Origin of the sequence: Parabacteroides sp. PH5-46 (genome assembly GCF_029892785.1) — a bacterium.
GTDB lineage: Bacteria > Bacteroidota > Bacteroidia > Bacteroidales > Tannerellaceae > DFXE01.
The window spans coordinates 57,782-83,640 of sequence record NZ_JARXXA010000020.1 but is presented as its reverse complement, the minus strand read 5'-3'; the positions used below and the strand labels follow the sequence as shown (position 1 = coordinate 83,640).

At 41.9% G+C, this 25,859-nt stretch carries 26 protein-coding genes and 1 rRNA gene; 13 read left to right on the top strand and 14 right to left on the bottom strand.

Features of this window, described 5'->3' with window-relative positions:
• The 7 genes from rrf to der form a co-directional block, all read left to right on the top strand.
• A 5S ribosomal RNA gene (gene rrf / locus M2470_RS16530) occupies positions 1–98 on the top strand; the annotation flags it as partial.
• 132 nt (positions 99–230) lie between these two features.
• On the top strand, positions 231–1,391 hold the full coding sequence (locus tag M2470_RS16525; protein WP_280746114.1) for a HAMP domain-containing sensor histidine kinase: 1,161 nt from the start codon (positions 231–233) through the stop codon (positions 1,389–1,391).
• An 89-nt stretch (positions 1,392–1,480) separates the two neighbouring features.
• Complete coding sequence (locus M2470_RS16520) at positions 1,481–2,062, top strand: DUF177 domain-containing protein (RefSeq protein WP_280746113.1); 582 nt, start codon at positions 1,481–1,483, stop codon at positions 2,060–2,062.
• Positions 2,063–2,083: 21 nt separating this feature from the next.
• On the top strand, positions 2,084–2,269 hold the full coding sequence (gene rpmF, locus M2470_RS16515; RefSeq protein WP_280746112.1) for a 50S ribosomal protein L32: 186 nt from the start codon (positions 2,084–2,086) through the stop codon (positions 2,267–2,269).
• 91 nt (positions 2,270–2,360) lie between these two features.
• The gene (locus tag M2470_RS16510) at positions 2,361–3,359 is read left to right on the top strand and encodes a beta-ketoacyl-ACP synthase III (protein WP_280746111.1); all 999 of its coding nucleotides are present in this window, start codon (positions 2,361–2,363) and stop codon (positions 3,357–3,359) included.
• Entirely contained in the window at positions 3,340–4,233 is an 894-nt protein-coding gene (era, locus tag M2470_RS16505; RefSeq protein ID WP_280746110.1) for a GTPase Era, read from the top strand. Before M2470_RS16510 ends, era begins: the two co-directional genes overlap by 20 nt.
• Before the next feature lie 86 nt (positions 4,234–4,319).
• Complete coding sequence (der, locus tag M2470_RS16500) at positions 4,320–5,633, top strand: ribosome biogenesis GTPase Der (protein WP_280746108.1); 1,314 nt, start codon at positions 4,320–4,322, stop codon at positions 5,631–5,633.
• Positions 5,634–5,741: 108 nt separating this feature from the next.
• Here der and M2470_RS16495 read toward each other — a convergent pair whose 3' ends face one another.
• Positions 5,742–7,421 (bottom strand): glycoside hydrolase domain-containing protein, encoded by a 1,680-nt coding sequence (locus M2470_RS16495; protein ID WP_280746107.1) that lies wholly within the window; start codon positions 7,419–7,421, stop codon positions 5,742–5,744.
• 135 nt (positions 7,422–7,556) lie between these two features.
• On the opposite strand from M2470_RS16495, the gene M2470_RS16490 reads away from it, so the two are divergent.
• The gene (locus tag M2470_RS16490; protein WP_280746106.1) at positions 7,557–8,930 is read left to right on the top strand and encodes a PepSY-like domain-containing protein; all 1,374 of its coding nucleotides are present in this window, start codon (positions 7,557–7,559) and stop codon (positions 8,928–8,930) included.
• Between the two features lie 12 nt (positions 8,931–8,942).
• Here M2470_RS16490 and M2470_RS16485 read toward each other — a convergent pair whose 3' ends face one another.
• From M2470_RS16485 to M2470_RS16475, 3 genes are read right to left on the bottom strand one after another with little or no spacing between them, the layout of a single operon-like run.
• Positions 8,943–10,013 (bottom strand): TIGR04133 family radical SAM/SPASM protein, encoded by a 1,071-nt coding sequence (locus M2470_RS16485; protein ID WP_280746105.1) that lies wholly within the window; start codon positions 10,011–10,013, stop codon positions 8,943–8,945.
• On the bottom strand, positions 10,010–10,510 hold the full coding sequence (locus tag M2470_RS16480) for a radical SAM-associated putative lipoprotein (RefSeq protein WP_280746104.1): 501 nt from the start codon (positions 10,508–10,510) through the stop codon (positions 10,010–10,012). Before M2470_RS16480 ends, M2470_RS16485 begins: the two co-directional genes overlap by 4 nt.
• Before the next feature lie 14 nt (positions 10,511–10,524).
• A complete protein-coding gene (locus M2470_RS16475; RefSeq protein ID WP_280746103.1) occupies positions 10,525–10,989 on the bottom strand; it encodes a radical SAM-associated putative lipoprotein in 465 nt (154 codons plus the stop codon).
• 94 nt (positions 10,990–11,083) lie between these two features.
• On the opposite strand from M2470_RS16475, the gene M2470_RS16470 reads away from it, so the two are divergent.
• Positions 11,084–11,908, top strand: coding sequence for a hypothetical protein (locus tag M2470_RS16470; RefSeq protein ID WP_348524228.1), 825 nt, complete (start codon positions 11,084–11,086; stop codon positions 11,906–11,908).
• 15 nt (positions 11,909–11,923) lie between these two features.
• Positions 11,924–12,454: an alpha-ribazole phosphatase gene (gene cobC / locus M2470_RS16465; protein ID WP_280746101.1), complete on the top strand. Its 531-nt coding sequence runs from the start codon at positions 11,924–11,926 to the stop codon at positions 12,452–12,454.
• A gap of 73 nt (positions 12,455–12,527) precedes the next feature.
• Here cobC and M2470_RS16460 read toward each other — a convergent pair whose 3' ends face one another.
• Both M2470_RS16460 and M2470_RS16455 read right to left on the bottom strand, forming a co-directional pair.
• A complete protein-coding gene (locus M2470_RS16460; RefSeq protein ID WP_280746100.1) occupies positions 12,528–14,024 on the bottom strand; it encodes an acetyl-CoA hydrolase/transferase family protein in 1,497 nt (498 codons plus the stop codon).
• Positions 14,025–14,099: 75 nt separating this feature from the next.
• Positions 14,100–14,555 (bottom strand): hypothetical protein, encoded by a 456-nt coding sequence (locus tag M2470_RS16455; protein ID WP_280746099.1) that lies wholly within the window; start codon positions 14,553–14,555, stop codon positions 14,100–14,102.
• 263 nt (positions 14,556–14,818) lie between these two features.
• Here M2470_RS16455 and miaB point away from each other — a divergent pair, with 263 nt between their 5' ends.
• From miaB to M2470_RS16440, 3 genes are all read left to right on the top strand, one after another.
• A complete protein-coding gene (gene miaB / locus M2470_RS16450) occupies positions 14,819–16,165 on the top strand; it encodes a tRNA (N6-isopentenyl adenosine(37)-C2)-methylthiotransferase MiaB (RefSeq protein WP_280746097.1) in 1,347 nt (448 codons plus the stop codon).
• A gap of 339 nt (positions 16,166–16,504) precedes the next feature.
• A complete protein-coding gene (locus tag M2470_RS16445) occupies positions 16,505–17,254 on the top strand; it encodes an ABC transporter permease (protein ID WP_280746096.1) in 750 nt (249 codons plus the stop codon).
• A 3-nt stretch (positions 17,255–17,257) separates the two neighbouring features.
• Complete coding sequence (locus M2470_RS16440; RefSeq protein WP_280746095.1) at positions 17,258–18,028, top strand: ATP-binding cassette domain-containing protein; 771 nt, start codon at positions 17,258–17,260, stop codon at positions 18,026–18,028.
• A 15-nt stretch (positions 18,029–18,043) separates the two neighbouring features.
• Here the strand turns inward: M2470_RS16440 and metK are convergent, their stop codons facing one another.
• The 8 genes from metK to M2470_RS16400 all read right to left on the bottom strand — a co-directional run bounded on the left by metK (position 18,044) and on the right by M2470_RS16400 (position 25,845).
• Complete coding sequence (gene metK / locus M2470_RS16435; protein WP_280746094.1) at positions 18,044–19,330, bottom strand: methionine adenosyltransferase; 1,287 nt, start codon at positions 19,328–19,330, stop codon at positions 18,044–18,046.
• Between the two features lie 174 nt (positions 19,331–19,504).
• A complete protein-coding gene (folK, locus tag M2470_RS16430) occupies positions 19,505–19,972 on the bottom strand; it encodes a 2-amino-4-hydroxy-6-hydroxymethyldihydropteridine diphosphokinase (protein WP_280746093.1) in 468 nt (155 codons plus the stop codon).
• Between the two features lie 9 nt (positions 19,973–19,981).
• Complete coding sequence (gene queA / locus M2470_RS16425) at positions 19,982–21,031, bottom strand: tRNA preQ1(34) S-adenosylmethionine ribosyltransferase-isomerase QueA (RefSeq protein WP_280746092.1); 1,050 nt, start codon at positions 21,029–21,031, stop codon at positions 19,982–19,984.
• Positions 21,032–21,033: 2 nt separating this feature from the next.
• On the bottom strand, positions 21,034–21,741 hold the full coding sequence (gene truB, locus M2470_RS16420; protein WP_280746091.1) for a tRNA pseudouridine(55) synthase TruB: 708 nt from the start codon (positions 21,739–21,741) through the stop codon (positions 21,034–21,036).
• Between the two features lie 5 nt (positions 21,742–21,746).
• Complete coding sequence (locus M2470_RS16415) at positions 21,747–22,544, bottom strand: undecaprenyl-diphosphate phosphatase (RefSeq protein ID WP_280746090.1); 798 nt, start codon at positions 22,542–22,544, stop codon at positions 21,747–21,749.
• Positions 22,541–22,783, bottom strand: a complete 243-nt coding sequence (locus M2470_RS16410) for a DUF3098 domain-containing protein (protein ID WP_280746089.1) — start codon at positions 22,781–22,783, stop codon at positions 22,541–22,543. Before M2470_RS16410 ends, M2470_RS16415 begins: the two co-directional genes overlap by 4 nt.
• An 11-nt stretch (positions 22,784–22,794) precedes the next feature.
• Complete coding sequence (locus M2470_RS16405) at positions 22,795–23,673, bottom strand: permease-like cell division protein FtsX (RefSeq protein ID WP_280746088.1); 879 nt, start codon at positions 23,671–23,673, stop codon at positions 22,795–22,797.
• Between the two features lie 105 nt (positions 23,674–23,778).
• Positions 23,779–25,845, bottom strand: coding sequence for an outer membrane beta-barrel family protein (locus M2470_RS16400; protein ID WP_280746087.1), 2,067 nt, complete (start codon positions 25,843–25,845; stop codon positions 23,779–23,781).
• Positions 25,846–25,859 lie beyond the last annotated feature (14 nt).

The window sequence follows — 25,859 nt, the reverse complement described above, 5'->3', positions numbered from 1 at the left end:
TGCGTTGGGGTTCCACCTCTTCCCATTCCGAACAGAGAAGTTAAGCCCAACCACGCCGATGGTACTGCAGTTTGTGGGAGAGTAGGTAGCTGCCGGTTTTTATTACTAAACTAAAGGAGTTGTTTCAATATAACGAAACAACTCCTTTGTTTGTTTAGGGGAAAGTAGTTTCTTTGCATTAACAATAATGCACGTTTTTTCTCGTTTCATATTAGTTGAAAGGAAGTATTATGAGCACGATATATGAATCACGGCAACGCTTGAAGTATCTCTTGATTTTAGGGACTTTGTTAATAGCAATAGCCTCTGTTATTACATCAAATATATTGATCAAAGACTTGGCTGACGAAGAGCGCCAAAAGATGGAAGTATGGGGAGAGGCGAATCGCGTTGTAACAAGCCAGAGTGAAGATGAGGATTATATTCGTTTGATATTGAGAATACTGGAAGGGAACACTACAATACCAGTTATTTTGTGTAATGAAAATGATAGTGTGATTTACTTTAATAATATAAAACTGCCGGAAGTGAATCAGGAGACCTTTTTGCTGAAGAAGGTAAAGGAATTGAAGGCAAAGAAAACGCCATTTATTATTGAAATTGAGGATGATGTTGTTCAATACTTGTATTATGACGACTCGATTATCTTAAAGCGATTGTCAATATTCCCTTATGCACAGTTGGTTACTGTCTTTGTATTTATTTTGATTGCTTTTTTCGCCTTGTCGAGTACTAAGAAAGCTGAGCAGAATAAAGTATGGATCGGTTTGTCAAAAGAGACAGCCCATCAGCTGGGTACACCCATCTCTTCACTGGTTGCCTGGATTGAATATTTGCGTACGAAAGATATGGATCCGTCTTTATTAAATGAGATGGATAAGGATGTGAAACGGTTGGAGACAATTGCGGATCGCTTCTCGAAGATCGGTTCTAACCCCGATCCTACACCTGTTAATATAAACCTTTCTGTTTTGTCGGCATTGGATTATATGAAAACCCGTATATCTTCTAAGGTTAAGTTATATACTCACCTGACGGAGGAGCCGGCATTGGTGTTGATGAACGAATCTCTCTTTGCCTGGGTGATAGAAAACCTGGTGAAGAATGCCGTAGATGCGATGGGGGGACAAGGCGAGATTACTTTTCAGGTTGCCATCCGTAAAAAAGATATACAGATTGAGATAAGAGATACAGGAAAAGGAATTCACAAGTCGAAGTTTGATACGATTTTCAGTCCTGGTTATACAACAAAAGCCAGAGGCTGGGGGCTAGGATTATCTTTGGTAAAGCGGATCATCGAGTCCTATCATGGCGGAAAAATATTCGTAAAGAATTCAGAGTTGGGAAAAGGAACGACTTTCTGCATTGAATTACGCAAATATAAAGGATGATTTTAAGATTGTCTAAAAATAACAAGTTATATAGTTGTGAATATATTTTGTTTTTTCGTACCTTTGCAAGGTTTTTACACTAAAATACTTTGGGGAAATTTGATACATATAAGATAGATTTGAAAAACCTTTCTCCGGGGGTGCATCAATTCGAGTATTTATTGGAGAACAAGTTTTTCTTGGACATCGACGGAACCGAGGTCCAGAGAGGAAAGGTAAAGGTTGACTTGAGCGTGAAACGTTCGTCTGTCATGTTTGAAATGAATTTTCAGATAACAGGAACAGTTCTGGTGCCATGCGACCGATGTCTTGACGATATGGAATTACCCATAGAAACTCAGAATCGTCTGGTTGTAAAGTTCGGCAAAGAGTATGCCGAAGAAAGTGACGAAATAGTTGTGATTCCGGAAGATGAAGGTGCCATTAACTTGGCATGGTTCATTTATGAATTTATTGCATTGACGGTGCCGATGAAGCATGTGCATCCTCCCGGCAAATGTAATAAAGCCATGTCTTCCAAGCTGAAAAAGCATACAACTAAAAGTACGGACGATGATGAAGAATTTGACAGCGATGACAGCAGCGTCGATGGTATTTCGATAGACGATGATGTTGCTGACACCACAGACCCCCGCTGGGATGCCCTGAAGGGTCTGATAGATAATGAATGATAATAATTAAATATATAAAAAATGGCACATCCTAAAAGAAGACAAGGAAAATCAAGAACAGCCAAAAGACGTACGCACGACAAGGCTGTAGTACCAACAATGGCTATATGCCCAAATTGCGGGGCATGGCATATTTATCATACAGTGTGTGGTGAGTGCGGCTATTACAGAGGTAAGTTAGCAATTGAAAAAGAAGTTGCTGTATAAGTTTGATTCTCACACAATGTGGGAAACAAACTAAAAGAAATAGCCCTAAATTCGATTTAGGGCTTTTTTGTAACTAAGTGATGATTAAAAAATGGATACGATAAACGCTATTATTACAGGGATAGGTGCTTACGCTCCCGAAGATATTTTGACCAATGAAGATATCTCACGAATGGTTGACACAAACGATGAGTGGATAACTACACGCGTAGGGATTAAAGAACGCCGGGTATTGGGGAAAGGACTTGGTTTGTCATACATGGCTGTAAGGGCCGTCAATCAATTATTTGAAAAGACAAAAACAAATGCGGAAGAGGTTGATGCACTTATTTGTGCGACTACTACTCCCGATTATCATTTCCCTTCGGCAGCCTCTATGATTGCACATCAATCCGGTTGCAAAAATGCTTTTACATTTGATTTGCATTCAGCGTGTGCCGGATTTTTGAGCGGCTTGGAAACAGGTGCTAATTTTATTCGTTCGGGCCGTTACAAAAAAGTAGTGGTAGTTGCCGGAGATAAAATGACATCTATTACCGACTATACCGACCGCACGACCTGTCCTCTCTTTGGTGATGCTTGTGGAGCTGTCCTGCTGGAAGCTACGCACGAAGACCTTGGTATAATAGACACGATTATGCGTACGGATGGTACAGGGGTAGAACACCTGAATATGAAAGGCGGAGGCTCTGCTTATCCTGCATCGCATGAAACAGTAGACAAACATATGCACTATGTTTACCAAGACGGACAGTATGTGTTTAAGCATGCTGTAACGTATATGGCTGACGTATCCATTGAAGTAGTAAAGCGCAACAATCTGGAGAAAGAGGATATCGACTGGATCGTTCCTCATCAGGCTAATTTGCGTATTATTGACGCTGTAGCCAGACGCTTAGGTGTAAAAGATAAAGTAATGATTAATATTCAGAAATATGGCAATACCAGTGCCGGAACCATTCCCCTATGTTTATGGGAATATGAAGACAGGCTGAAGAAAGGAGACAATCTAATCCTTACAGCTTTTGGCGCCGGTTTCACTTGGGGAGCCATCTATCTGAAATGGGCCTATGACGGAAAGAAAGCATAAATCAGGTTTTGTCAATATCGTTGGTAATCCGAATGTAGGGAAATCTACTCTGATGAACCGGCTGGTGGGAGAGCGGATCTCTATCATCACCTCGAAAGCGCAGACTACGCGCCACCGGATTATGGGTATTGTAAATACTGAAGACATGCAGATCGTTTACTCGGATACACCCGGTGTGTTGCGTCCGAATTACAAGCTGCAGGAATCCATGCTTAATTTTTCCGAATCTGCTTTAGGCGATGCAGATGTATTGCTGTATGTAACCGATGTCGTAGAAACGATAGACAAGAATGAAGAGTTTTTACAAAAGGTTCAAAAGGTAGATTATCCCGTATTACTTCTTATAAATAAAATAGACCTGACAGATCAGGCCGGACTGGAAAAACTGGTAGAGCATTGGGCGGAAATTTTGCCGACGGCTGAAATTATACCTGTCTCTGCTCTGTCCAACTTCAATATGGATCATGTAAAACGGCGGGTGGAAACCTTGATGCCTGATTCGCCTCCTTATTTTGAGAAGGATGCGTTGACTGATAAACCAGCCCGTTTCTTTGTGACGGAGATTATCCGTGAAAAAATTCTTCTTTATTATCAACAGGAAATACCCTATGCGGTAGAAGTAGTTGTTGAACAGTTTAAGGAAGAAGAAAATCTTATACGTATCAAAGCGCTCATTATAGTAGAAAGAGATTCCCAGAAAGGAATCATCATAGGCCCCAAAGGAATATCAATCAAAAAGGTGGGTACAACAGCGCGAAAGGATATAGAACGCTTCTTTGACAAAAAAGTATTCCTTGAAATGTTTGTCAAAGTGGAAAAAGACTGGCGTAACCGCGACAACACATTAAGAGCGTTCGGTTACCGTCTGGAATAAACGATAAACTAATAATGATTAACAGTTAATAAGAAGCTTTTCTTTGATTGTTAATCATTAATCTTTTATCATTAATCGTTAATAAAATGGGAAATATAGTTGCAATAGTTGGGCGACCAAACGTTGGGAAATCTACTTTGTTTAATCGTTTGACGCAAAGCAGGCAGGCGATTGTAAATGAAGAAGCCGGAACAACGCGCGACCGGCAATATGGCAAAGTAGACTGGAATGGAAAAGAATTCTCACTAATTGATACCGGGGGATGGGTTATCAATTCCGAAGATATATTTGAAGGAGAAATCAATAAGCAAGTACAGATAGCAATAGAAGAAGCAGACGTTATTCTCTTTGTGGTGGATACAATGAATGGTATGGCTGACCTTGATGACGATGTGGCTAATATCTTACGTCGCTCCGATAAACCGGTTATTGTTGTAGCAAATAAGGCCGACACATTCGAGCTTCACGCCTCTTCAGCCGAGTTTTATTCTTTGGGACTGGGAGATCCGTATTGCATCTCTGCCATTAATGGTTCCGGCTCGGGCGATTTGCTGGATAAAGTAGTAGAGCTACTTCCGGAAGAAAAGCCCGACGAAAGGGATGAAGAACTGCCACGTATTGCGGTGGTAGGACGTCCGAATGCGGGAAAATCTTCACTGATCAACGCGTTTATTGGCGAAGAACGGCACATCGTTACGGATATAGCCGGCACAACGCGTGATTCGATCTACACAAAATACAATAAATTCGGACTGAACTTTTACCTGGTAGATACCGCCGGTATCCGCAAGAAAGGGAAAGTGAACGAAGACCTGGAATATTATTCGGTAATCCGTTCTATCCGTGCGATTGAGAACTCAGATGTTTGCGTTTTGATGATTGATGCCACGAGAGGTGTTGAAAGCCAGGATTTAAATATCTTCTCCTTGATTCAAAAGAACAATAAAGGACTGATCGTTTGTGTTAATAAATGGGACTTGGTAGACGATAAAAGCCAGAAAGCCATTACTTATTTTATTGATACAATTCGTGAGCGCTTTGCCCCCTTCAAGGATTTTCCGGTTCTTTTCATTTCTGCGCTTACCAAACAGCGGATATTTAAGGTGTTGGAAACAGCCAAGGAGGTGTATGAAAACCGCCGGAAACGGGTACCTACGGCCAAACTGAACGAGGTAATGCTTCCTATTATCGAAAATTACCCACCGCCGGCCTGGAAAGGAAAGTATATCAAAATCAAATACATCACGCAGCTTCCTGCCGGAGCCGTTCCTTCTTTTGTATTCTTCTGTAATTTGCCTCAATGGGTGAAAGATCCATACAGACGTTTTCTGGAGAATAAGATTCGTGAAAATTGGGAATTTAGCGGCACACCGATCAATATCTTCATCCGCGAGAAATAATATCCGATAGATATATATGAAAAATAGCTCCCGTCTGACTGCAAATAAAACGGGAGCTATTTCTTTTTGGTAACGAGCCATTTGATTCTGCTCGTTTCCTATTTGAACTTAGATACTATTCAGTATTTTTCTTGCCCGATTTACCATATCAGCAGCGTTATCGGGAGTGATACTTTCTGCTGAAAAAGCAGAAACTGCATCGTTTAATTTCTTCAGCTTGCTTGTTGCTCCCTTTGAGTTGAATTCTTTCCTTAATAGGCGGATTTTCTCATAATCCTGTATCCCTTCGATGAGCCTTTCCAGGCGAATGCTGCTACGGCTGTCGGGATAGACCAGGTAGCAGTCTCCGCCAGCCCAGGTACGGAAACGGCTGTCGTTCAGTGGATCTTCTGTCCAGCTATTGTATGCCCAGCGCAGATATCCGTCATAATCGCCTGCCATGGCATGCCATCCCAGCCAGCTGGCTTCAGCTGGAGGTGAGAAGGTAAAGGTGTTTGGGCGAGGTTCTGCGCAGCAGGTGTACACGTTGCTGATTTGTCCAGCCTTCCGGCGCGCTTCCCTTACTTCGGCTGGAAAGCTGTGTCCGAAACCAATCGTCAGGTCATGTAGTTCAGACTGGATGGATTCGTGATAATATCCGGCTACAGATATTTTGTAGGCGGGGTCAGCCTTTCGTATTAGCTTGATTGTTTCTTTCATTGCCTCTTCACCCCGTTCGTCCATGGCGATGGTTACTTTCTCGAACCAGCCTTTCTTGCGTAAATGCTTGGCGAAGTCTTTCAGAAAAGTTCCCCAGTATTCTTCATAGGCCGCTTCGCCCGGTTTGGCTTCTACAAACCGGATGCTGGCGGTTGCCTGGTCGTAGTAATCAAAACGTAAGGCCCACGGAATCATCGTGTAACAATAGATGTATTTGTCAATACCTACGTCGTTCATCATGAACTCTACCCATTTGTCGAAGACTGTATAATCGTATGCCCACGTACCGTTCAGCATTTTCATCCGTCCTATCATACTGTCGAAGTGATCGTATGTTTGTCCGGCCCAGGGTTTGTGCATAATGCTGCAAGTGATACCCTTTTGCCCGGCTTCAGCCAGTCTTTTCATGATGGGGCGCATGGCGTTGAAGTGCTCTTTACTCCACAATGGCACCTGGCAATACCTGGCTACTGCGTAAGGATTTTGCCAAAGGTCTAGGTGGAATACCCAGTCCTTCGGAGCAGGAAGTGTATGATTCAGCACGTTTAGCTCTATTTGTAGCTGCCGCGCAGAAAAGTCTTTGCCTGAAATGGTAAGTGTACCTTTGTATTTCCCGGCTTTGGCGTCAGAGGGAACCCATACATTCATCCAGATGGGTTGGGTAGAGCGGGCTTTTACGTCCAACAACTTTACGTTGTCCAACATATCGGCAACAAGAGACGAATCCCATTCGGAAGGGTCGGGGCGATGCCCGCATCCGGTGGTTCCGTCTTTGCTTAGTTCGTCTGTCATCACGTACCGAACGAAATTGGTTTCAATGGCCGAGGCCGGAATGATGTTTGCACCGTTTTTCAGGTCGCTTACGCTAACCGTAAGATCGGAAACGCCTGCTTCCGTCCATAATACGGCTTGCCCGTTTACTCGTTCACCTTTCCAGGCCGTACCCGTCCAGCGGATAGCAGGTGTCACTTTAGGGATTTCTTCTTGGTTGTACCGGATATCTGTACTTCCCCAATTTAGCTGTACGGACTGAGCTGTAGTGAACTGTGCAAAGAGCAGAATAGAACAGAAAAGAAGAGCGTATTTCATGTGATTTATCAATTAGGTTTATCAAGCAAATTTACTTCTTTTTATATTATTTTACAAGACAAAAAGACGTGTTTCATGGTATATTGCATATATTTGTTATTATCAAGGGAATTGTAAACTTTAGATTATTAAGATATGATACGAAAAGGGAAAAACGGAATTCTATTCCTGATGTCTTTCATTTTATTGATGTCATGTTCCAGTGACGAAGGAGATGTTATCCGGGAAATATCAAAAGATAATCTGCCTTATTATGCAACTGTCTTTCTTGATAGTTGGTTTGAGAATGATTTACCGGAGAAGGTAATGAAACTGGAAACGCCTGATCCTGAAACAGGGGCTCAGTTTGTTGTAACCTACCCGAATGGTATTCAGATAGAATTTGACGAAGAAGGGCTTTGGCTACAGCTTTCATCTTTAGAGGGGCTTTCGTTGACTGAATATCCGGAAGGCTTTGTTGGCTCGGGAATAGAGACAGTAGTGGATGCTGATTTCGACGGACAATCAGTTACCTCCTATACTAAAACACATTATGGCGAAAGAATTACCTTGTCGGACGGCCAACGTCTGGCCTTCAGATGGGGCTCATTAATCGGTACTCCTTTGGCTGTATCAGAATATGAAGACTTATCTGCCGGTATACAGCAGTTTATATCAACGCATTTTCCGGAAGAAAAGCCTAAAACACTTGTTCGCTCCTTTGAAACGGGCGACTATGACCCCTTGTATTGCATTTGGTTGGGAAATGATTATTACCTGGAATTTAACAAGGTAAGTGAATGGATACGGCTTGCCGGCGACGAAGAAATGCTTGTCCCCAATGCAGTCTTAGAGTCTTTGCCTGAAGACCTTCAGGGGAAGTTAAAAACCAACTATCCGAAAGCTCAAATTACAGCTATAAGCAGGATAGGGAGAGATGCTTACGAGGTGAGGGTCGGTCCTTCCACCACCTATGTTTATGACCCGGAAAAGCAAAGCGTTGTTGTCCCGAGTGAACAGATCCATGCTTTTATTGATGCTTACTTTGGAGGCGAGAAACATCTCTCTATTAGAACGCCTCTCTGGATGGATGAATATATCTTTGAGGTTAGTATCCCGAATGGTTTTGACTTTACAGTGGATGAAGCTGGTAGCTGGCAGAATGTAGACGGTCATGGACGTCCTTTTCCCGAGGCGCTGTATGACATATTGCCTGCCGCGATTTATTCATATTTGAAAGAACAAGATCCGGATGCTGAGATAAGTAAAGCTGACAACAAGGTGTCTTATGGCTATTATATTGTCTTGACAAACGGACAAGGTTACCAGTTCGATATGAAAGGTGCTTTCATTGCTGCCGAAACAAGCGAATTGACTCCTTATCAGAAGATAATAGATTATATCCGGTATCACTACCCGGAAGAATTAAGCCTCAACTCATACAAAATGGATGCCAACGGCTGGGAGTTTCGCTTGCAAGGAGGTGCTCTCATCCTAATATTCGATAGAAACGGGAACCTGAAAGAATGATAGCTGTATTGCTTATTCGTTAATTCGCTGGTAATGGCAGAATAAAAGGTCACCCTTGTCGTCATGAAGGTGCATGCCGTTTCCTTCGCAATAGCGGAATAATTTGCAATCGGCACAAATGCCTTTTTTTGCCCATTTCCTGTCACGGAAAGGCTTGAATCTGTTTTCCCAAACCTCGGGGAAGCTGTCATTGTAGACATTCCCTTGGTGAAAGTTGGCCCGGATACTGGGGCAACCGGATATAGAGCCGTCTGCCAGAACAGAGGCTGTGCTAACCCCTGCATTACACTGGTAGAAATGATCGCGAACTTCCGTTTCGTATTCACCCAGGAATCCTTCGCAACCATAATTTACGTGGATTTTTCCTTCTTTACGTGTTTCACGGATAAAGTCAAGAACAGCTGTAAATTCATCGTTGCTTAATTGCAGTTCGGGGAGTTCGGATGCTCTGCCAACCGGAAAGATCGTAAAAATACGCCAGTTCTTTACACCTATACTAAGCAGGAAATCTTTAAAAGCCGGCAAGTCGGCAATATTCTTTTTGTTGGCGCATGTTACAATATCCCAGGCAATTTCTTTTTCTTCTACCAGCATACGAACGGCATTTAGCGCTTTTTCGTAGCTTTTGGGATGGCAGCGGAGCCAGTTGTGTGCCTCTTCAAAACCATCCAGACTGATTGTAATAGAATGCAGGCCCGAAGCCAATAATGAATCGAGCCGTTCACGTGTAAGATACAAACCGTTCGACACGATTCCCCAGGGATAGCCCCGGCGGTAGAGTTCCAACCCGCAAACTTCAATATCTTTACGCACCAAGGCCTCTCCTCCGGTAAAAATAACTAAAACCTTATTGGGATTCACGTGAGGAGTGATACTGTCTACCACCTTCAGGAAGTCTTCTACCGGCATGTCCGGCTGATCGGCCACTACCCGGCAATCGCTCCCGCAATGCTGGCAAGAAATATTGCAGCGGAGCGTACATTCCCAGAAAAGGGTACGCAATTCGTGTAGGACGACTTTATTCTTCCTGATCCTCCGGAATAATTCTAATGCCGCACGTTTACGCAAGGATAGCTTTTTCACTCTTCAGCCTCCGGCTCTTTTGTCTCTTCTTTTAATACAATAGCTATTTCCTTTTCAGCTTTCCCAAAATACCAATGTCCGGTGGGGCCTGTCATATCTTCGCTTTTGAAAGATACGGTGGTGGTGTCAGACAAATAGCTGCCATTTGCATTTCCGTCAATGTCTTGGGTAATTACATCTACACTAATATCGCTTCCAAAAGACACGAGAGTGTTTTCCCAACTAAAATCTCCGTTTTTATCGGTATAAAGTGTGTCAATATCCTGGAAGTAATTATCTTCTCCTTCATGTTTAATAACTTCTACCTGTAAATAAGGGATAGCCTCATGGCTCTCATTGGTTACTTTCCCTTTAATAGCATAACTGGCATGAGGAGTGCCGTATTCAGCTACCAGTTCATCCTCATTGTTATTTGAACAGGAATAGCCTACTAATGATAATAATCCGGCTAATGCCCAGTTAGTGCCTTTGATTAGTGAACGATGGATTTTCTTCATAAGTAGTAGTTGTATTACTCTTTCTCTCTCAGTTTGATTGTTATTTCTTTTTTTCCTTCTCCCAGGAACCAGGAAGCCGCATTACTTACTTCTTCTTTTGTGAAGGAGATACTTGTTCTCTTTTGTTCGTAGCGACCACTGGTGTCGGTTGCGGCAATAGAAAACGAGGCTGTTTCATTGAAAGTGGTTATAGGGCGCGACCAGTCAAACCCTCCATCATTTCCAGTGTATAAGGAATCAATATGCAGGCTGGGCTTTTCGATAATAATTTCTATCAATATGTTAGGCAAAGCGATTGCTTCATCTTTTTCGCTTACCACTTTACCTTTTATCTCATAGTTGGCTGTGGGAGATAAACTGTCGGTTGCCGCTAAACTCTCTTCATTAGCGTCGTTACATGAAAACAGCGCCAGTAGCAACAGTCCGATAGCCCATCTGTTTGCGAGGGTGTTCAATATGGAGTAGCTAATTATTTTCATGATTCATTCTTCTTTGTCCTATATATACAGATGCAATATTACGATTTTTTGCTGCATTTTGTTTACATTTGTGTGAAAGAATGAAGATTGTATGATGAAGAAGTATATTATTTGTACGATGCTCCTGATGCTATTGATGGTGGCTTGTGGCAAGCAGGAAAAGGAAGCCCGGAACATGCTGGAGCAAGCTAGAAGCTTGTATGAGCAAAATGATTTATTTGCCGCGAAAAATGGAATAGACAGTATCCGCGCGAAGTATCCGAAAGAGCTGAACGTGCTGAAAGAAACATTGGAACTGATGCGTCAGATAGAATTGAAGGAAGCCGACAGGAATATCGTTTATTGCGACAGCCTTTTGCCCATCAAAAGAATGGAAGCCGAAGAATTAAGCAAAGCTTTTGTGCTTGAAAAGGATGCAGAATATCAGGAGGTAGGTAATTATATCTGGAAACAGCAAACAATCGAGAAAAATGTAGAACGAAACTATATTCGTTGCGGAGTAAATGAATTTGGTGAGATGTACCTGGCGAGTGTCTATTTTGGCAGCAGGGGAATCAATCATACAGGTGTAAAGGTAAGTGTTAAGGATGGCTCTTTTGCCGAAACAGCTTCTATTCCGTATGACGGAGGACTTAATTATCGCTTTGAAGATATGGGAAATACTACGGAAGTAGTTACCTATAAAGGGGAGAATGCCGTAGACGCCGTGAAGTTTATTTATGCCAACGAGAAAGAACGTATAAAAATAGATTATACAGGCGGAAAGGCATATACCATCTATTTGGCTGAAGCGGATAAGAAAGCCCTGATTGCTACTTACAACCTGGCCTCAGTCTTGACAGACATAGATGTGCTGACCACCGAACGGGAAAAGTCGGTTAAAAAGAAATCATATTTGGAAGGAAAACTAAATCAATAACAAAAAGAGATTGCTATGGATATATACATGATAAGGCACACAGCCGTTGATGTTCCGCCCGGATATACGTATGGGCAGTCCGACGTAGGGCTAAAAGATACATTTGCGCAGGAAGCTGAAATTGTAAAGCAGCAGTTGGCCGGGCTGTCTTTCGATAGAATATGGTGCAGCCCCCTGACTCGCTGTGTCAGGCTGGCTACTTATTGTGGATATCCGGATGCAGAGCACGACGACCGAATCAAGGAACTTAATTTTGGTGAGTGGGAGATGAAGTCGTGGCAGGAAGTAAATGAAGATCCTCGTGCTAAGCCTTGGTTTGCAGATTGGCGAAATATTCCGGCTCCCGGAGGAGAATCTTTTTCAGATCAATATAATCGTGTGGCTAACTTCTTGGATGAAATACGAGCTGGTGGTTATGATAAAGTCTGTGTTTTTGCTCATGGCGGTGTCTTGACCAATGCCCGAGTGTATGCTGGAGAATACCCTGCAGAAGAAGCATTCTACAAAATTCCGGCTTACGGCGAAATAATAAAGCTTACCTTTTAAGAACAGTTGTCATTAGATACAAAAAGCGACCGGACTTCTGCCCGGTCGCTTTTTTATCAGGGAGTATAGTTCTTTACTTATTATACAGGCTCCAGTCTACATTGCGCATGTCGCCGCTTTTTGCCAATTCTTCGTGGAAAGCAAAGCAACATTTCAGGTTATGCGGTGTATGGCCTTTGATACCCATCTCCAGGTATTCGTTTAATAAAGGCTTGTAGTCAGGATGCACACAGTTGTCTATAATCTTGCGGGCACGCTGTATAGGCGATGTTCCGCGTAGGTCTGCTACCCCGTATTCGGTAATAATTACCTTAACAGAGTGTTCGCTGTGGTCGGTATGTGATACCATGGGGACAAACGCACTTATCTTACCGTCTTTTGCCGTAGACGGAGTGGTAAAGATAGAACACATTGCTGCACGTGTAAAGTCGGCAGACCCTCCGATACCATTCATCATGCGTGTGCCGGAAACGTGGGTGGAGTTGATATTACCAAAGATGTCAGCCTCAAGAGCTGTATTGATAGCTACCAGTCCTAAACGACGAGCAACCTCAGGATTGTTGGATATCTCCTGTGGGCGAAGCAGAATCTTGTCTTTGAAGAAATCAAGGTTATTATAAATGTCGTCTATCACTTCGTTAGAGACAGTAAGCGAACATCCGCTGGCAAATTTAACCCGACCGTCTTTCATCAGTTTAATAACTGAATCCTGGATTACTTCAGTATATACGTTGAAGTTTGGAATATTTTTGTTCTCACCCATGCAGCCTAACACAGCATTTGCCACATTTCCTACCCCACTTTGCAAAGGAACGAAGTCTTTTGGCAAGCGTCCGGCTTTCATCTCTGCAACAAGGAATGCGGCTACATTTTCGCCGATAGCCAATGTTGCCTCGTCTAGAGGAGTAAACGTGCCACCTTCGTTAGGCTCTTCAGTTACAACTACACCTGCAATTTTAGCCGGGTCAACCTTAATGAAAGGTTGTCCTATTCTGTCAGATGGTGCATAAATTGGAATTTCGCGACGAAGGGGAGGATCCTGTGGCTCGTATATGTCGTGCATACCACGGAGTTCCTTCGGATGTTTCTTGTTTAATTCTACGATGATTTTGTCAGCCAAGCGACAGATTGTCGGTGCAATGCCAACACCTGTAGTCGGGATTATTTCTCCGTTTTCAGTAACGTCTGCAGCTTCGATGATTGCGATGTTAACCTTTCCCAGGAAGCCATAACGCAGGGATTGTGGCAGCTCGGAGAGGTGCATGTCGAAATAAGCAGTTTCGCGAGCGTTTAAAAGTGCGCGTAAATCTTTGTTAGACTGATAAGGTGTACGAAATTTGATCGCTTTGGCGCGTGCAAGTTCTCCGTCCAGTTTATCTCCAGTAGATGCTCCGTTGAACATACCTATCTGGAACGGATTCCCCTTTTCGTGTTCTTCTTTTGCTCTTTTAGCAATAGCTACCGGAACGGCTTTGGGACATCCGGCAGCAGTAAATCCACTAAAGCCTACATTGTCGTCGTGATGGATTAATAATGCGGCTTCTTCAGCTGTAATAAATTTTAATGCCATGATACTAAAATTAATAATGTGAGAAAATACCTAACTTTAAACTTTGGGCGCAAAGGTATTAAAAAGAACAGATGTTTAATACTTGCGGTTTAGTATTTCTGAATAAATAACAGCTTTTTTCAATTCTTCTACCTCCAGAAGAGAATCTTCCAATAAATTGAAATCTTCTGTGTCGGAGCTGTTAGCTAATGAAGATTTTGCTGTAGCCATAATAGCTCTTTCTCCTTCCTTAAATGCCGGAGTTGATACAACAGTTTGTTTTTTTTGAGTTTTTTTTGGTTTTTCTGTTTTGATCTGTTGTGGCATCGGTTGTTGAGCAGGCTGTTGGCGTTTATGCTCTTGCTGCATTTCATCGAATATCTCCCAAAACCCTTTTTGTTCCTGAGTTTCCTGTGGCTTGTTTATATCACCGTATGACGGTTGTTGACGCGGAGGTTGTTGGGCTTGTTTCTTCTTTTTCCCAGAAGACAAACCGCTGATTCCGGCAGCAACTAATATAAGAATGTAAAGCCAATCACCCAGGTTATCCATAACTTTGATTATTTTTGCACTCCAAATGTATGAAAAAATATTGAGAATGAAAATACTAACAGGAAGTAATAAAATAAATAAGGGTAACTTCGCAGCCACCCTTACTCGATTTAACCAAAACCTTAACTATGAAAAAATTTACGTTTTTCGTTACAAAAATATAATAACGGTTTGGTATACGCAAGTATTTCAAACACTTTTTTTGACGAGAAATCAATATTTAAGAGTTATTAACATGGGCGTAATGGTAAATAATAAACAAAATGAACAATAATATTTCAGAAAACGAGAAAAGGAAACACCTTTATGTTGAAACATACGGTTGTCAGATGAATGTGGCAGATAGCGAGGTGGTAGCTTCTATCATGCAAATGGACGGTTACTATATGACAGAAAATATAGAGGAAGCCGATGCCATTTTTCTTAATACCTGTTCTGTCAGAGATAATGCTGAACAAAAAATATATAATCGCCTTCAGTATTTACATTCGTTAAAACGAAAGAATAAGAGGTTAATTATTGGTGTTTTAGGCTGTATGGCAGAGCGAGTAAAAGAATCGCTGATTCATGATCATCAGGTGGATTTGGTTGTCGGACCGGATTCATATATGGATTTGCCCCATTTAATTGGAGCTGTAGAGCAGGGCGAAAAAGCTATTAATGTAGAGTTATCTACCCAGGAAACGTATAAAGATGTTATTCCTCTGAAGATAGGTGGAGTTCATATATCCGGCTTTATTTCGATCATGCGTGGGTGTAATAATTTTTGCTCCTATTGCATTGTCCCTTATACAAGAGGGAGAGAGCGAAGTCGTGATTTGGAGAGTATTTTGAATGAGGTCAGGGATCTGAAAGAGAAAGGCTTTAAAGAAGTTACTCTTTTGGGACAAAACGTAAATTCGTATCGTTTTGAAAAAGGAGATACTATTGTTACGTTTCCTTTATTGCTGGAGAGTGTAGCAAAGGAGGCTCCGGAGATGAGAATACGTTTCACCACTTCTCACCCCAAAGACATGAGTGACGATACATTACACGTTATGGCTGCCTACCCGAATATCTGTAAGCACATTCATTTGCCGGCACAATCAGGAAGTAGCCGTATATTGGAAGTTATGAATCGCAAATACACGCGTGAGTGGTATTTGGAGCGTATAGCAGCTATTCGTCGAATATTGCCCGAATGTGCGATATCTACTGACTTGTTTTGTGGTTTTCATTCCGAAACGGAAGAAGATTATCAGGAAACCCTTTCTCTGATGCGTGAAGTTGGCTATGATTCAGCTTTTTTGTTTAAGTATTCGGAGCGTCCGGGAACTTATGCAGCCAAGCATCTGGAGGATGATATTCCTGAAGAAGTGAAGGTTAAACGTTTGCAAGGTCTGATTGATCTGCAGAACCAGTTATCGGATGAAAGCAATCAACATGATATAGGTAAAGAGTTTGAAGTATTGGTTGAAGGCTTCTCGAAACGTTCAAGGGAACAGTTGTTTGGTAGAACAAGCCAAAATAAAGTTGTAATTTTTGATAAGGAAAATTATAAAGTCGGACAGTTTGTTAGGGTAAAAATTACTCATGCTTCTTCTGCCACTTTATTTGGGCAACCTGTTTAATGTCACTTGTATTGCCTTTTCAAAAATGGCAGATATAGAAATCGTCTGTTTTGTATAATGGTGACAATTGTTTTTAAAAACAGATGGTTTTGATTTTCAAAACTGACTATTTTTAGTCTTTCTTAATTAGTAAATAAAAAAAATACCATTTTCTTTATAAGTTCTCTAATAGAGCTATCTTTGTCTTTGTAAAAACACTTTCCAACAGAAAGTCGTCTTATCTTTTTTTTGAATTAACTAATTGTTAATTTAGGGTTAGTCTATGAAAGGGAAGCCTGTGAAGGTTTCCCTTTTGCATTTTTCTCTTATCTTTGTCCTTTCAAATAAATTAGATATCGCATGAATGAGTCACTACACAGGCTTGGTGAATATACATTGCTGATGAAGAAAGCCATCTCTATACCTGATCGTTGGGGGATGTTTTTCAGACAGTTGATAAAGGAAATCTATAAACTTGGTTTTGATTCGCTTTGGATTGTGATAATTATATCTGTATTTATCGGAACAGTTATTGCTATTCAGATTTCATTGAATATCACCTCCCCAATGATCCCTACCTTTACGATTGGTTATATGACCCGTGAAATTATTTTGCTTGAATTTTCATCTTCTATTATGTGTTTGATACTAGCCGGAAAGGTGGGTAGCAATATTGCTTCGGAAATAGGTACAATGCGTGTAACCGAGCAAATTGACGCGATGGAAATTATGGGGGTTAACTCTTCCAACTTTCTTATACTGCCCAAGCTGGTAGGCTTGATGTCGTTTATTCCGGTACTGGTTGTCTTCAGTATGTTTACAGGTATAATGGGAGGGGTTTTTGCCAGTCATCTGGGTGATGGAGGCGTTATGAGTCCAACTGCCTTTGAGTATGGCTTACAGGTTTGGTTTAATCCCTTTTATGTATGGTATTCTATTATAAAGTCGGTAGTATATGCTTTTATAATAGCTTCCATTTCATCCTATTTTGGCTATTATGTGAAAGGTGGAGCCCTGGAAGTTGGTAAAGCCAGTACAAACGCTGTTGTGATGAGTAGTATAATGATCTTACTTGCCGATGTGATAATGACTCACTTAATGCTCACATAGAACATGGTTGAAGTTAAAAATCTTTCCAAATCCTTTGAAGGCAGAATGGTATTGCATGATATCGATGCCGTATTTGAAACCGGGAAAACAAACCTGATAATCGGACGAAGTGGTTCAGGGAAAACGGTTCTGCTAAAGAATATCATCGGCTTAATGAGACCGGATACAGGGGAAATACTGTATGATGGGCGTGAGTTAATCGGGATGAATAAGAAGGAACTGAACGTGTTACGTCGTGAAATGGGGATGCTCTTTCAAGGATCGGCCTTGTTTGATAGCATGACGGTATTGGAGAACGTGATGTTTCCGCTGAATATGTTCTCTAACGATTCATACAAAGAGAGGGAGAAGCGAGCCATGTTTTGTTTGGATCGTGTTAACCTTCTGGATGCAGAACATTTATACCCCTCTGAAATAAGTGGAGGGATGATGAAACGTGCTGCTATTGCACGTGCTATTTCCCTGAATCCAAAATATCTTTTCTGTGACGAGCCAAACTCAGGCTTGGATCCCAAAACTTCACTGATAATCGACGAGCTGATCCATAGTATAACCAAAGACTATAAAATGACAACCATTATCAATACTCACGATATGAATTCTGTCATAAACATAGGTGAAAACATAGTCTTTATCAAGGAAGGAATAAAAGAGTGGCAGGGTGATAATCATCAGGTGATGACTGCGAAAAATCAAGCGTTGAACGACTTTATATTTGCATCGGATTTGTTCCGTAAAATAAAAGCAGTAGAAAATCAACCCGAAGAGGGTTGATTTTCTATTTCATTATCAAAGATTAAAGGCTTCTTTGATTTTTGATACATAGTCCAGCTTTTCCCAGGTAAACAGTTCTACTTCTAGGCTGAGAGATGTAGGATTGTACCGGGAAGTAAATACTTTTGTTTTCTTTTCCGGCTGGCGTCCCATGTGTCCGTAAGAGGCTGTTTCAAAGTAGATCGGGTTGCGTAATTGTAGTCTTTCTTCTATGGCTTTCGGGCGCATGTCGAACAACTGCTCAATCTTTTTAGCGATTTCCCCATCATTGATTTTTACGTTTGAACGACCGTATGTATTAACGAATATGTTCATTGGTTTGGCAACACCGATGGCATATGATACCTGCACCAGTACTTCATCTGCAACGCCTGCTGCTACCAGGTTTTTTGCGATGTGGCGAGCGGCATAAGCTGCTGAACGGTCTACTTTAGATGGGTCTTTCCCAGAGAAAGCACCGCCACCATGAGCCCCTTTGCCTCCATAAGTATCTACAATGATCTTACGTCCGGTCAATCCGGAGTCTCCGTGAGGACCACCAATTACGAATTTACCAGTCGGATTGATATGGTATGTAATATGTTCGTCGAAGAGTTCTTGTACGTGTGCCGGATACTGAGCCTTTACACGTGGAATCAGGATCTCCTTCATATCGGTTGCTATCCGCTGCTGCATCGCTTTGTCTGCTTCTTCCTGGCTGATTCCTTTCGCTTTGATGAATTCATCATGTTGTGTGGAGATCACGATTGTGTCGATGCGGCGTGGTGAGCCATTGTCTTCATACTCAATCGTAACCTGACTCTTGGCGTCCGGGCGCAGATATGGCATCAGGTTTAACTCATTCTTTCGTATATAGGCCAACTCTTGCAGTAAGCTGTGTGAGAGATCCAGAGCCAAAGGCATGTAATTGTCTGTTTCATTTGTGGCATAACCAAACATCATTCCCTGGTCTCCTGCTCCCTGGTCGTAAGGGTCTTCACGTTCAACGCCACGATTAATATCGCCGCTTTGTTCATGAATAGCAGAAAGAACACCGCATGATTTGGCTTCAAACTGATATTCGCTTTTGGTGTAGCCAATCTTTTCGATCACATTACGTGCTACTTCCTGTACGTCAACGTACGCGCTGGATTTAACTTCCCCCGCCAAGACAACCTGTCCGGTTGTTACAAGGGTTTCGCAAGCTACTTTCGAGTTCTTGTCATAAGCAAGAAACTCATCAAGCAAAGCATCCGATATTTGATCGGCTACTTTATCGGGGTGCCCTTCAGACACCGATTCGGAGGTGAAAAAATAACTCATTCCTTTACTAAATTATGAAGTTAGTAGTTCTATAAAAGAATTAACGACGGGGTGAAATGAATATGCCGAAAGGCAATCAGAGAAGAATTGTTTTTAGCATTTTTTCCTGTGGTTGCAAGCAGTACAAATCTGTCCACGTTAATTCGAGGGCAAATATACAAAAAACTTATTATATCATAATGCAGGAAGAGAAAGATATAATTCGCCGATAGTTTTTTTTAATACAGGGTGTACTAGGGAAGCTGCGATTTCGGCCAAGGGACCAATGACAAAACTCCTCTTGTGCATGAAGGGGTGGGGGATTGTGAGTTTTTCAGTTGTAACGATCAGATCCTCATACATAAGGATGTCAATATCTATAATCCGGTCTTTGTATGAGCCATTGCTTTTTTCTTTTCTCCCCATTTCGAGTTCTATTTTCTGAGTAATCTCTAATAGTTCAAAGGGGGGGTAAGAGGTTTCTAGAATAATGGCAGCATTTAGAAATGTGTTTTCGGACTCGAATCCCCAAGGCTTGGTTTCATACATAGTTGAAAGGGCGAGAATCGTTCCCACCCTTTCAGCCAACAGTCCGGATACTGTTATCAGATTTCTTTTTTTATCTCCTAAATTTGTTCCGAGGCTGAGGTAGACTTTTGCCATTCTCCTTATTTATATGATAAGCATGGCGTCGCCATACGCGCCGAAACGATATTTTTCTTTGACAGCTACATCGTAGGTATTCATGATTAAGTCGTACCCTCCAAAAGAAGCTGCCATCATCAATAATGTAGACAGAGGCAGGTGGAAATTGGTAACCATGCTTGTTGCTACGCTGAAGTCATAAGGCGGGAAGATGAATTTGTTTGTCCATCCGTTGAATTCCTTCAGATGGCCGTCCGTACTGACAGCTGTTTCAATAGCTCGCATAACCGATGTACCTACTGCACATATCTGTTTGTTGCTGTCTTTGCCTTCATTTACAATCTTAACAACTTCGGAGTTGACGATCATCTGTTCCGAATCCATTTTATGTTTAGTCAGGTCTTCTACGTCTATGTCTCTGAAGTTGCCGAGACCGGAATGAACTGTCAGAAAAGCAAAGCGGCAATCCTTTATCTCAAGGCGCTTCATCAATTCGCGACTGAAGTGTAGGCCGGCTGCTGGTGCAACAACTGCGCCTTCTTCTGTTGCGAAAATATTTTGATAGCGTTCCTCGTCTTCGGCTTCCACCGGTCGATTGATGTATTTAGGCAGAGGGGTTTCTCCCAATGCATATAAGGCTGTTTTAAATTCGTCGTGGCTACCGTCATAAAGGAAGCGAAGCGTCCGTCCACGTGAAGTGGTGTTATCTATCACTTCAGCAACCATAGAGTCGTCTTCGCCGAAATAAAGCTTATTGCCTATACGGATTTTACGGGCGGGATCTACCAATACGTCCCATAGGCGCAATTCTTCATTCAATTCACGAAGAAGGAATACTTCAATTCGTGCGCCTGTCTTTTCTTTATTTCCATATAGGCGCGCAGGGAAAACCTTGGTGTTGTTAAAGATAAAGACATCATCTTTGTCGAAATAATCCAGGATATCCTTGAATGTTTTGTGTTCAATATCTCCTGTCTTCCGGTTGACAACCATCATTCTGGATTCGTCCCTGTTCTTTGTCGGCTGCAAAGCTATTAGCTCGTCCGGCAAATTGAATTTGAATTTAGAAAGCTTCATAACTATAATTTTTCTTTTGTGTCTGTTTCGATATTTTCTAAAAAAGCGTCGATGTCGTCGGCATTCATACACATATCCAATGTTACCTCTCCTATGCGTGTCCGCTCCAATCCGATCAGGTGAGCTCCCGAGTTGAGTGCTTCCCCGATGTCGCGGGCAAGTGCACGGATGTATGTCCCTTTGCTGCAAACCACTCGTATCTTAATTACGGGAAGATTACATTCCAGTAATTCTATTTCATCTATCACCAATGTCTTGGCTTTCAGCTCAACCTCTTTTCCTTTGCGGGCAAACTTATACGCTCTTCTCCCATTTATCTTTACGGCCGAAAATACCGGCGGCACTTGCTGTATGGCTCCTATGAACTGTTTCAGTACTTCTTTTACCATTTCGCAGGTAATGTGTTCTGTCGGGTAGGTGGCGTCAACTTCTCTTTCCAGATCAAAGGATGGTGTTGTTTCTCCCAGTTTGAGAGTCGCAACATATTCTTTAGTCTGGTACTGAAATTCATCAATACGTTTTGTTGCCTTCCCTGTGCATAAAATCATAACCCCCGTGGCCAATGGATCCAATGTGCCGGCATGCCCTACTTTTATTTTTTTTACGTTCAGTTTTCGTGATAATTTGTAACGAAATCTGTTTACCAAATCAAATGATGTCCACTTTAATGGCTTGTTAAAATATAGAACCTCTCCTTCTAAAAAATCCATTCTGATCAATTAATAAACGAAAATGTAATGGCTAATAATCCTGCTGCTACACAATAGTACGCAAAATAAATCAACTTCCCTTTCTTTACCAGGTTTATCATCCATTTACAGGCAATAGCTCCACAAACAAATGCAGCCAGGAATCCGGTAGCCAAAGCTGTAGTCGAGATTCCGGAAGTTTCCGGTGAAAACCCTCCCTTTATTAAATCGAGAAAGGCCTCTCCTAAAATGGGAATAATCACCATCAGGAAAGAAAACTGTGCTACCTGTTCTTTCTTATTGCCTAACAATAAACCGGTGGCAATGGTAGAGCCTGAACGGGATAAGCCCGGCAAAACAGCACATGCCTGCGCTATTCCTATAATAAATGCATCTTTAAACGATATTTCTTCTTTTACTCTTGGCTTTGCGTAATAGGAAAAAGCGAGTAATGCCGCTGTAACCAACAACATACAGCCTACAAGTAACAAGCCGCTTCCGAAAAGCTGTTCCACATAGTCTTTAAAAAATACGCCCACGATACCCACCGGAATCATAGATAACAGAATTTTGCAGACCATTTTTGTCTCATCGTTCCATTTGAAACGAAAGAAACCGATGAACAGTTTCGATATTTCACTCCAGAGAACCACGATTGTGCTTAATACAGTAGCAGCATGAACTACTACAGCAAATGTCAGGTTTTCTTCTCCGCTTAATCCAAAGAGTGTACTTCCTATTGTGAGGTGCCCACTGCTACTAACAGGAAGAAATTCAGTAAGTCCTTGTATGATCCCCAGGATCAGGGCTTCCAGCCAACTCATTCTTCTGTCTTTTTCTCTTTGCTATTTGTCAGAATGGCTACCACCATCATACAGAAGCCAATCATACATACTATTGGTGCCACCACAATGCGGCGGGTGCTGAATATCTCCGGATTATATGATACACCATCTACCGAAGCTCCTCCACTCATTAATACAAAGCCAATAATTATGATCACAACGGAAACGCCCACCAGTATAAAGTTCATTTTTCCGAAAGCAAAATCTGTTTTCATCATTTGTTATAATTTTAAATATAATACATCCTGTCTGCTTCCATGCGCAGATATTTGTTTACGGCCAGATAAGTAGCTAAATACGATAGCAGAATACCTAATACGAATACGGCAGTAAAAACAAGTATCAGTAAATTAATGTCGAGTAGCTGTACAAAGCCCGACAATTCTTGCTGTAAATAATATAACGAACCTACCAACATTAAAATTGCAAGGATTGAAGCTAAAATGCCACTCACAATATTATAGTTGATAAAAGGCCTCCGGATAAAATCGGCCGTTGCTCCAACTAATTGCATGGTATGAATCAGAAAGCGTTTAGAGTAGATTAGTAGCCGGATGGTATTGCTGATCAGTACAAAAGAGATGATTGTCAACATCAGCGCCAATGTGAGTAACACAAAACCGACTCTTGTTATGTTGTCATTTACAACCTGCATCATATCTTTGCGGTAAAGCAATTCGGAAACAGAAGTATATGATTTGATTTTTCGTTCGATAACCTGAAGACTGTCTGCATTGGCATATTCGGAGAATAATTTTACTTCGATAGATGCTTGCAGAGGGTTAAAGCCCAGAAATGTTTCCGGATTTTCACCCAGTTCTTCTTCCAATTCTTTTGCAGCCTGTTCTTTAGATATATATTCCGTAGATTTAATAAAAGGCAGGTCGTCCAGGTTTTTTTGGATTCGCTTAATGTCTGCCTCTTTCTGGCCATCCTTTAGTATAACCGAAAAGGAGATGTTTTCCTTTACATAATCGGATAATTTATTGCCAAGTAATCCGATAAGAAAGATTAATCCCAGCAAGAAAAGTACCAATGCTATACTAATTATAGATGTAAAACGGGAATTGAAAAAAGAAACGTAACCAATCTTTTTATTATCTGCCATTAACGTATACTATAATTGTGTTATACAAATAAGGAAGTGTACAGGGTACAGAACTCCCAAATTTTTTGCAAAAGAACGAATTATTTACGTAATTGCCTATAAATTTCATTTCTTTAACCTATAAATCAGCGTAAGCCATGTAACGCGTGAGTCGCGGTTGCGTATTTGCGTCATTTGTGTTTGTGCTGAATTTATGATGGTTGTCTCCTCCAGGCTGTTAAATATGTTTTGAATACTCAGGTTGGCTTGTAGTCTGTTTGGTAGCAGATCGTGTGAGATACCGGCATTGATGCTGTAACGGTTTTTGATTTTGCCTTGTGGCGTTAATTGGTCGGAGATATAAAAACCGTCTATCTGCAGATCGGTACGCCGTGTGATAGCCCAGTTGATATGGCCTTTGATGTCCATACATGTGAGTGATTTCTTTTCGGTATAGCCTGCGATCCGGCCGTCTATTTCATCTCTGTAGATGTTATAAGAGAGCATAAGCGATAGTGGGTTGACCGGACTCCAATATCCAGCCAGTTCGGCTCCGAATGTTTGGGTGTTTCCTATGTTTTCTTTTTTCCAGATTGCTTGTCCGTCCAGCTCAGTTGCCATGTCCATGATGCGGTTTTGGCGATTCCGGTAATAGAGGGTTGGAGATATATGGACGTTTCGGCTGTTTAGCTGATATCCAATTTCTATGGAATGAATGAGTTCTTCTTTTAGATGCGGATTTCCTTGTTTTATATAGGTGGCATCACTCATGTCTACAAACGGATTCAGATCCATACCGTAGGGGCGTACGCTACGCTGGATGTATTTGAGGCTTATTTCGTCTGTATTCCCTGTTTGATAGGCTATTTTCACTCGTGGATACAGGCGGAAACGGGAATGATCTGTATTTTCCATTTCTTGTTTCTGATGCTCTGCCTGTACACCAGCTTCGACTGTCAGGCGATCGAGTTTCTTTTCCAGAGAGGCGAAAAGCATATTGGTGTAGCGTTTGAAGGTGTAGATGTTGGATTTTCCTGTGTTCTCGACCCACTTGTCTTCTACCTTATTATATGCCTTTGAGGTGTATGATTCGTCACGGAAGCGGCCAGCGTATCCCCCTTTGAATGAGAATGTTTCATTCCATGTCTTTTGGTAAGTGGCAGATGCGTAGTAATTCTTTTTCTCATGATCGACAAAAAGCTGATCCTCTGCCAGGATTACACCAGTTTCCGGCTTCTCGTTTTTGTAGTCATTGTTTTCATCATACAGGTTGTTGTTGTAATTGAATACAATATCTAATTTTTCAGAGGGATGGTTGAAGCGATGCGACCAGCGGGCTTCTACAGCATAGGCATCTTGCTTCTGCCGATTGAAACGGTGGCGTAGCATCTTATTCATAACCTCTCCTGCCGGATTTTTCCGCGTATTATTAATCCCTCCGTAGCGGTCGTATTCCATCAGGTGATAGAGTCCGTAAACAGAAATTACATCCTTCGGGCTGATATCATACCCTATATTCAGGTCTGCCAGGTGTATATCCGGGCGTGCGGAGGCATTGTTGTTCATTTCCGTTGTGCCGGAGACATTGGTTGTTGTTTTTTGAAAGCTTCGTTCACGATATTCCCTGCGATAGTTGTATTTCCCTGTAATGTGGAACTTGCCCGGATGCAGATTCAGGATAGCTCCTGCATTATACCTTTCCTGTAGCCCGGCTCCAAGGCTTAATTGCATAAGAGGGTCGGAAGGAGAGTAGGTAGATGAGGCAAGATTTAACATGCCGGCTTCCCCATCGGGAATAAGGTCGATGGCAGGGTAGGAGCTTAGTGAAATGTGATTGAAGAATAAGGCCGGAAGCTGTATTAGTACATCGCCGCTGTATTCTTCCAACAGCCCATAAGGTACTCCGTTTAGTAATATGCCGCTTTTGCCGGTTCCCCGGTATGTAACGCCTCCTTCTATGTCTGTAATAAGGGAAGGTAGCTGGCGTATGGCCTCTGCAGTAGTCGCCCCGAAGACGCTCTGACTGCTTTCTACATCCAGCTTCCGGATATCTCCTCCACTGAGCCCGCCAAAGCGCTTTCCATGCACGGTTATGTTTTTCAGCTGAAGCGTTGTATCTGCCTTTTCCTGTGCATACAATGCTCCCTGTATTGTCATAATAGACAATAGAATAATCGTAAATATTAGTTTCATGCGAATAAGGTGTT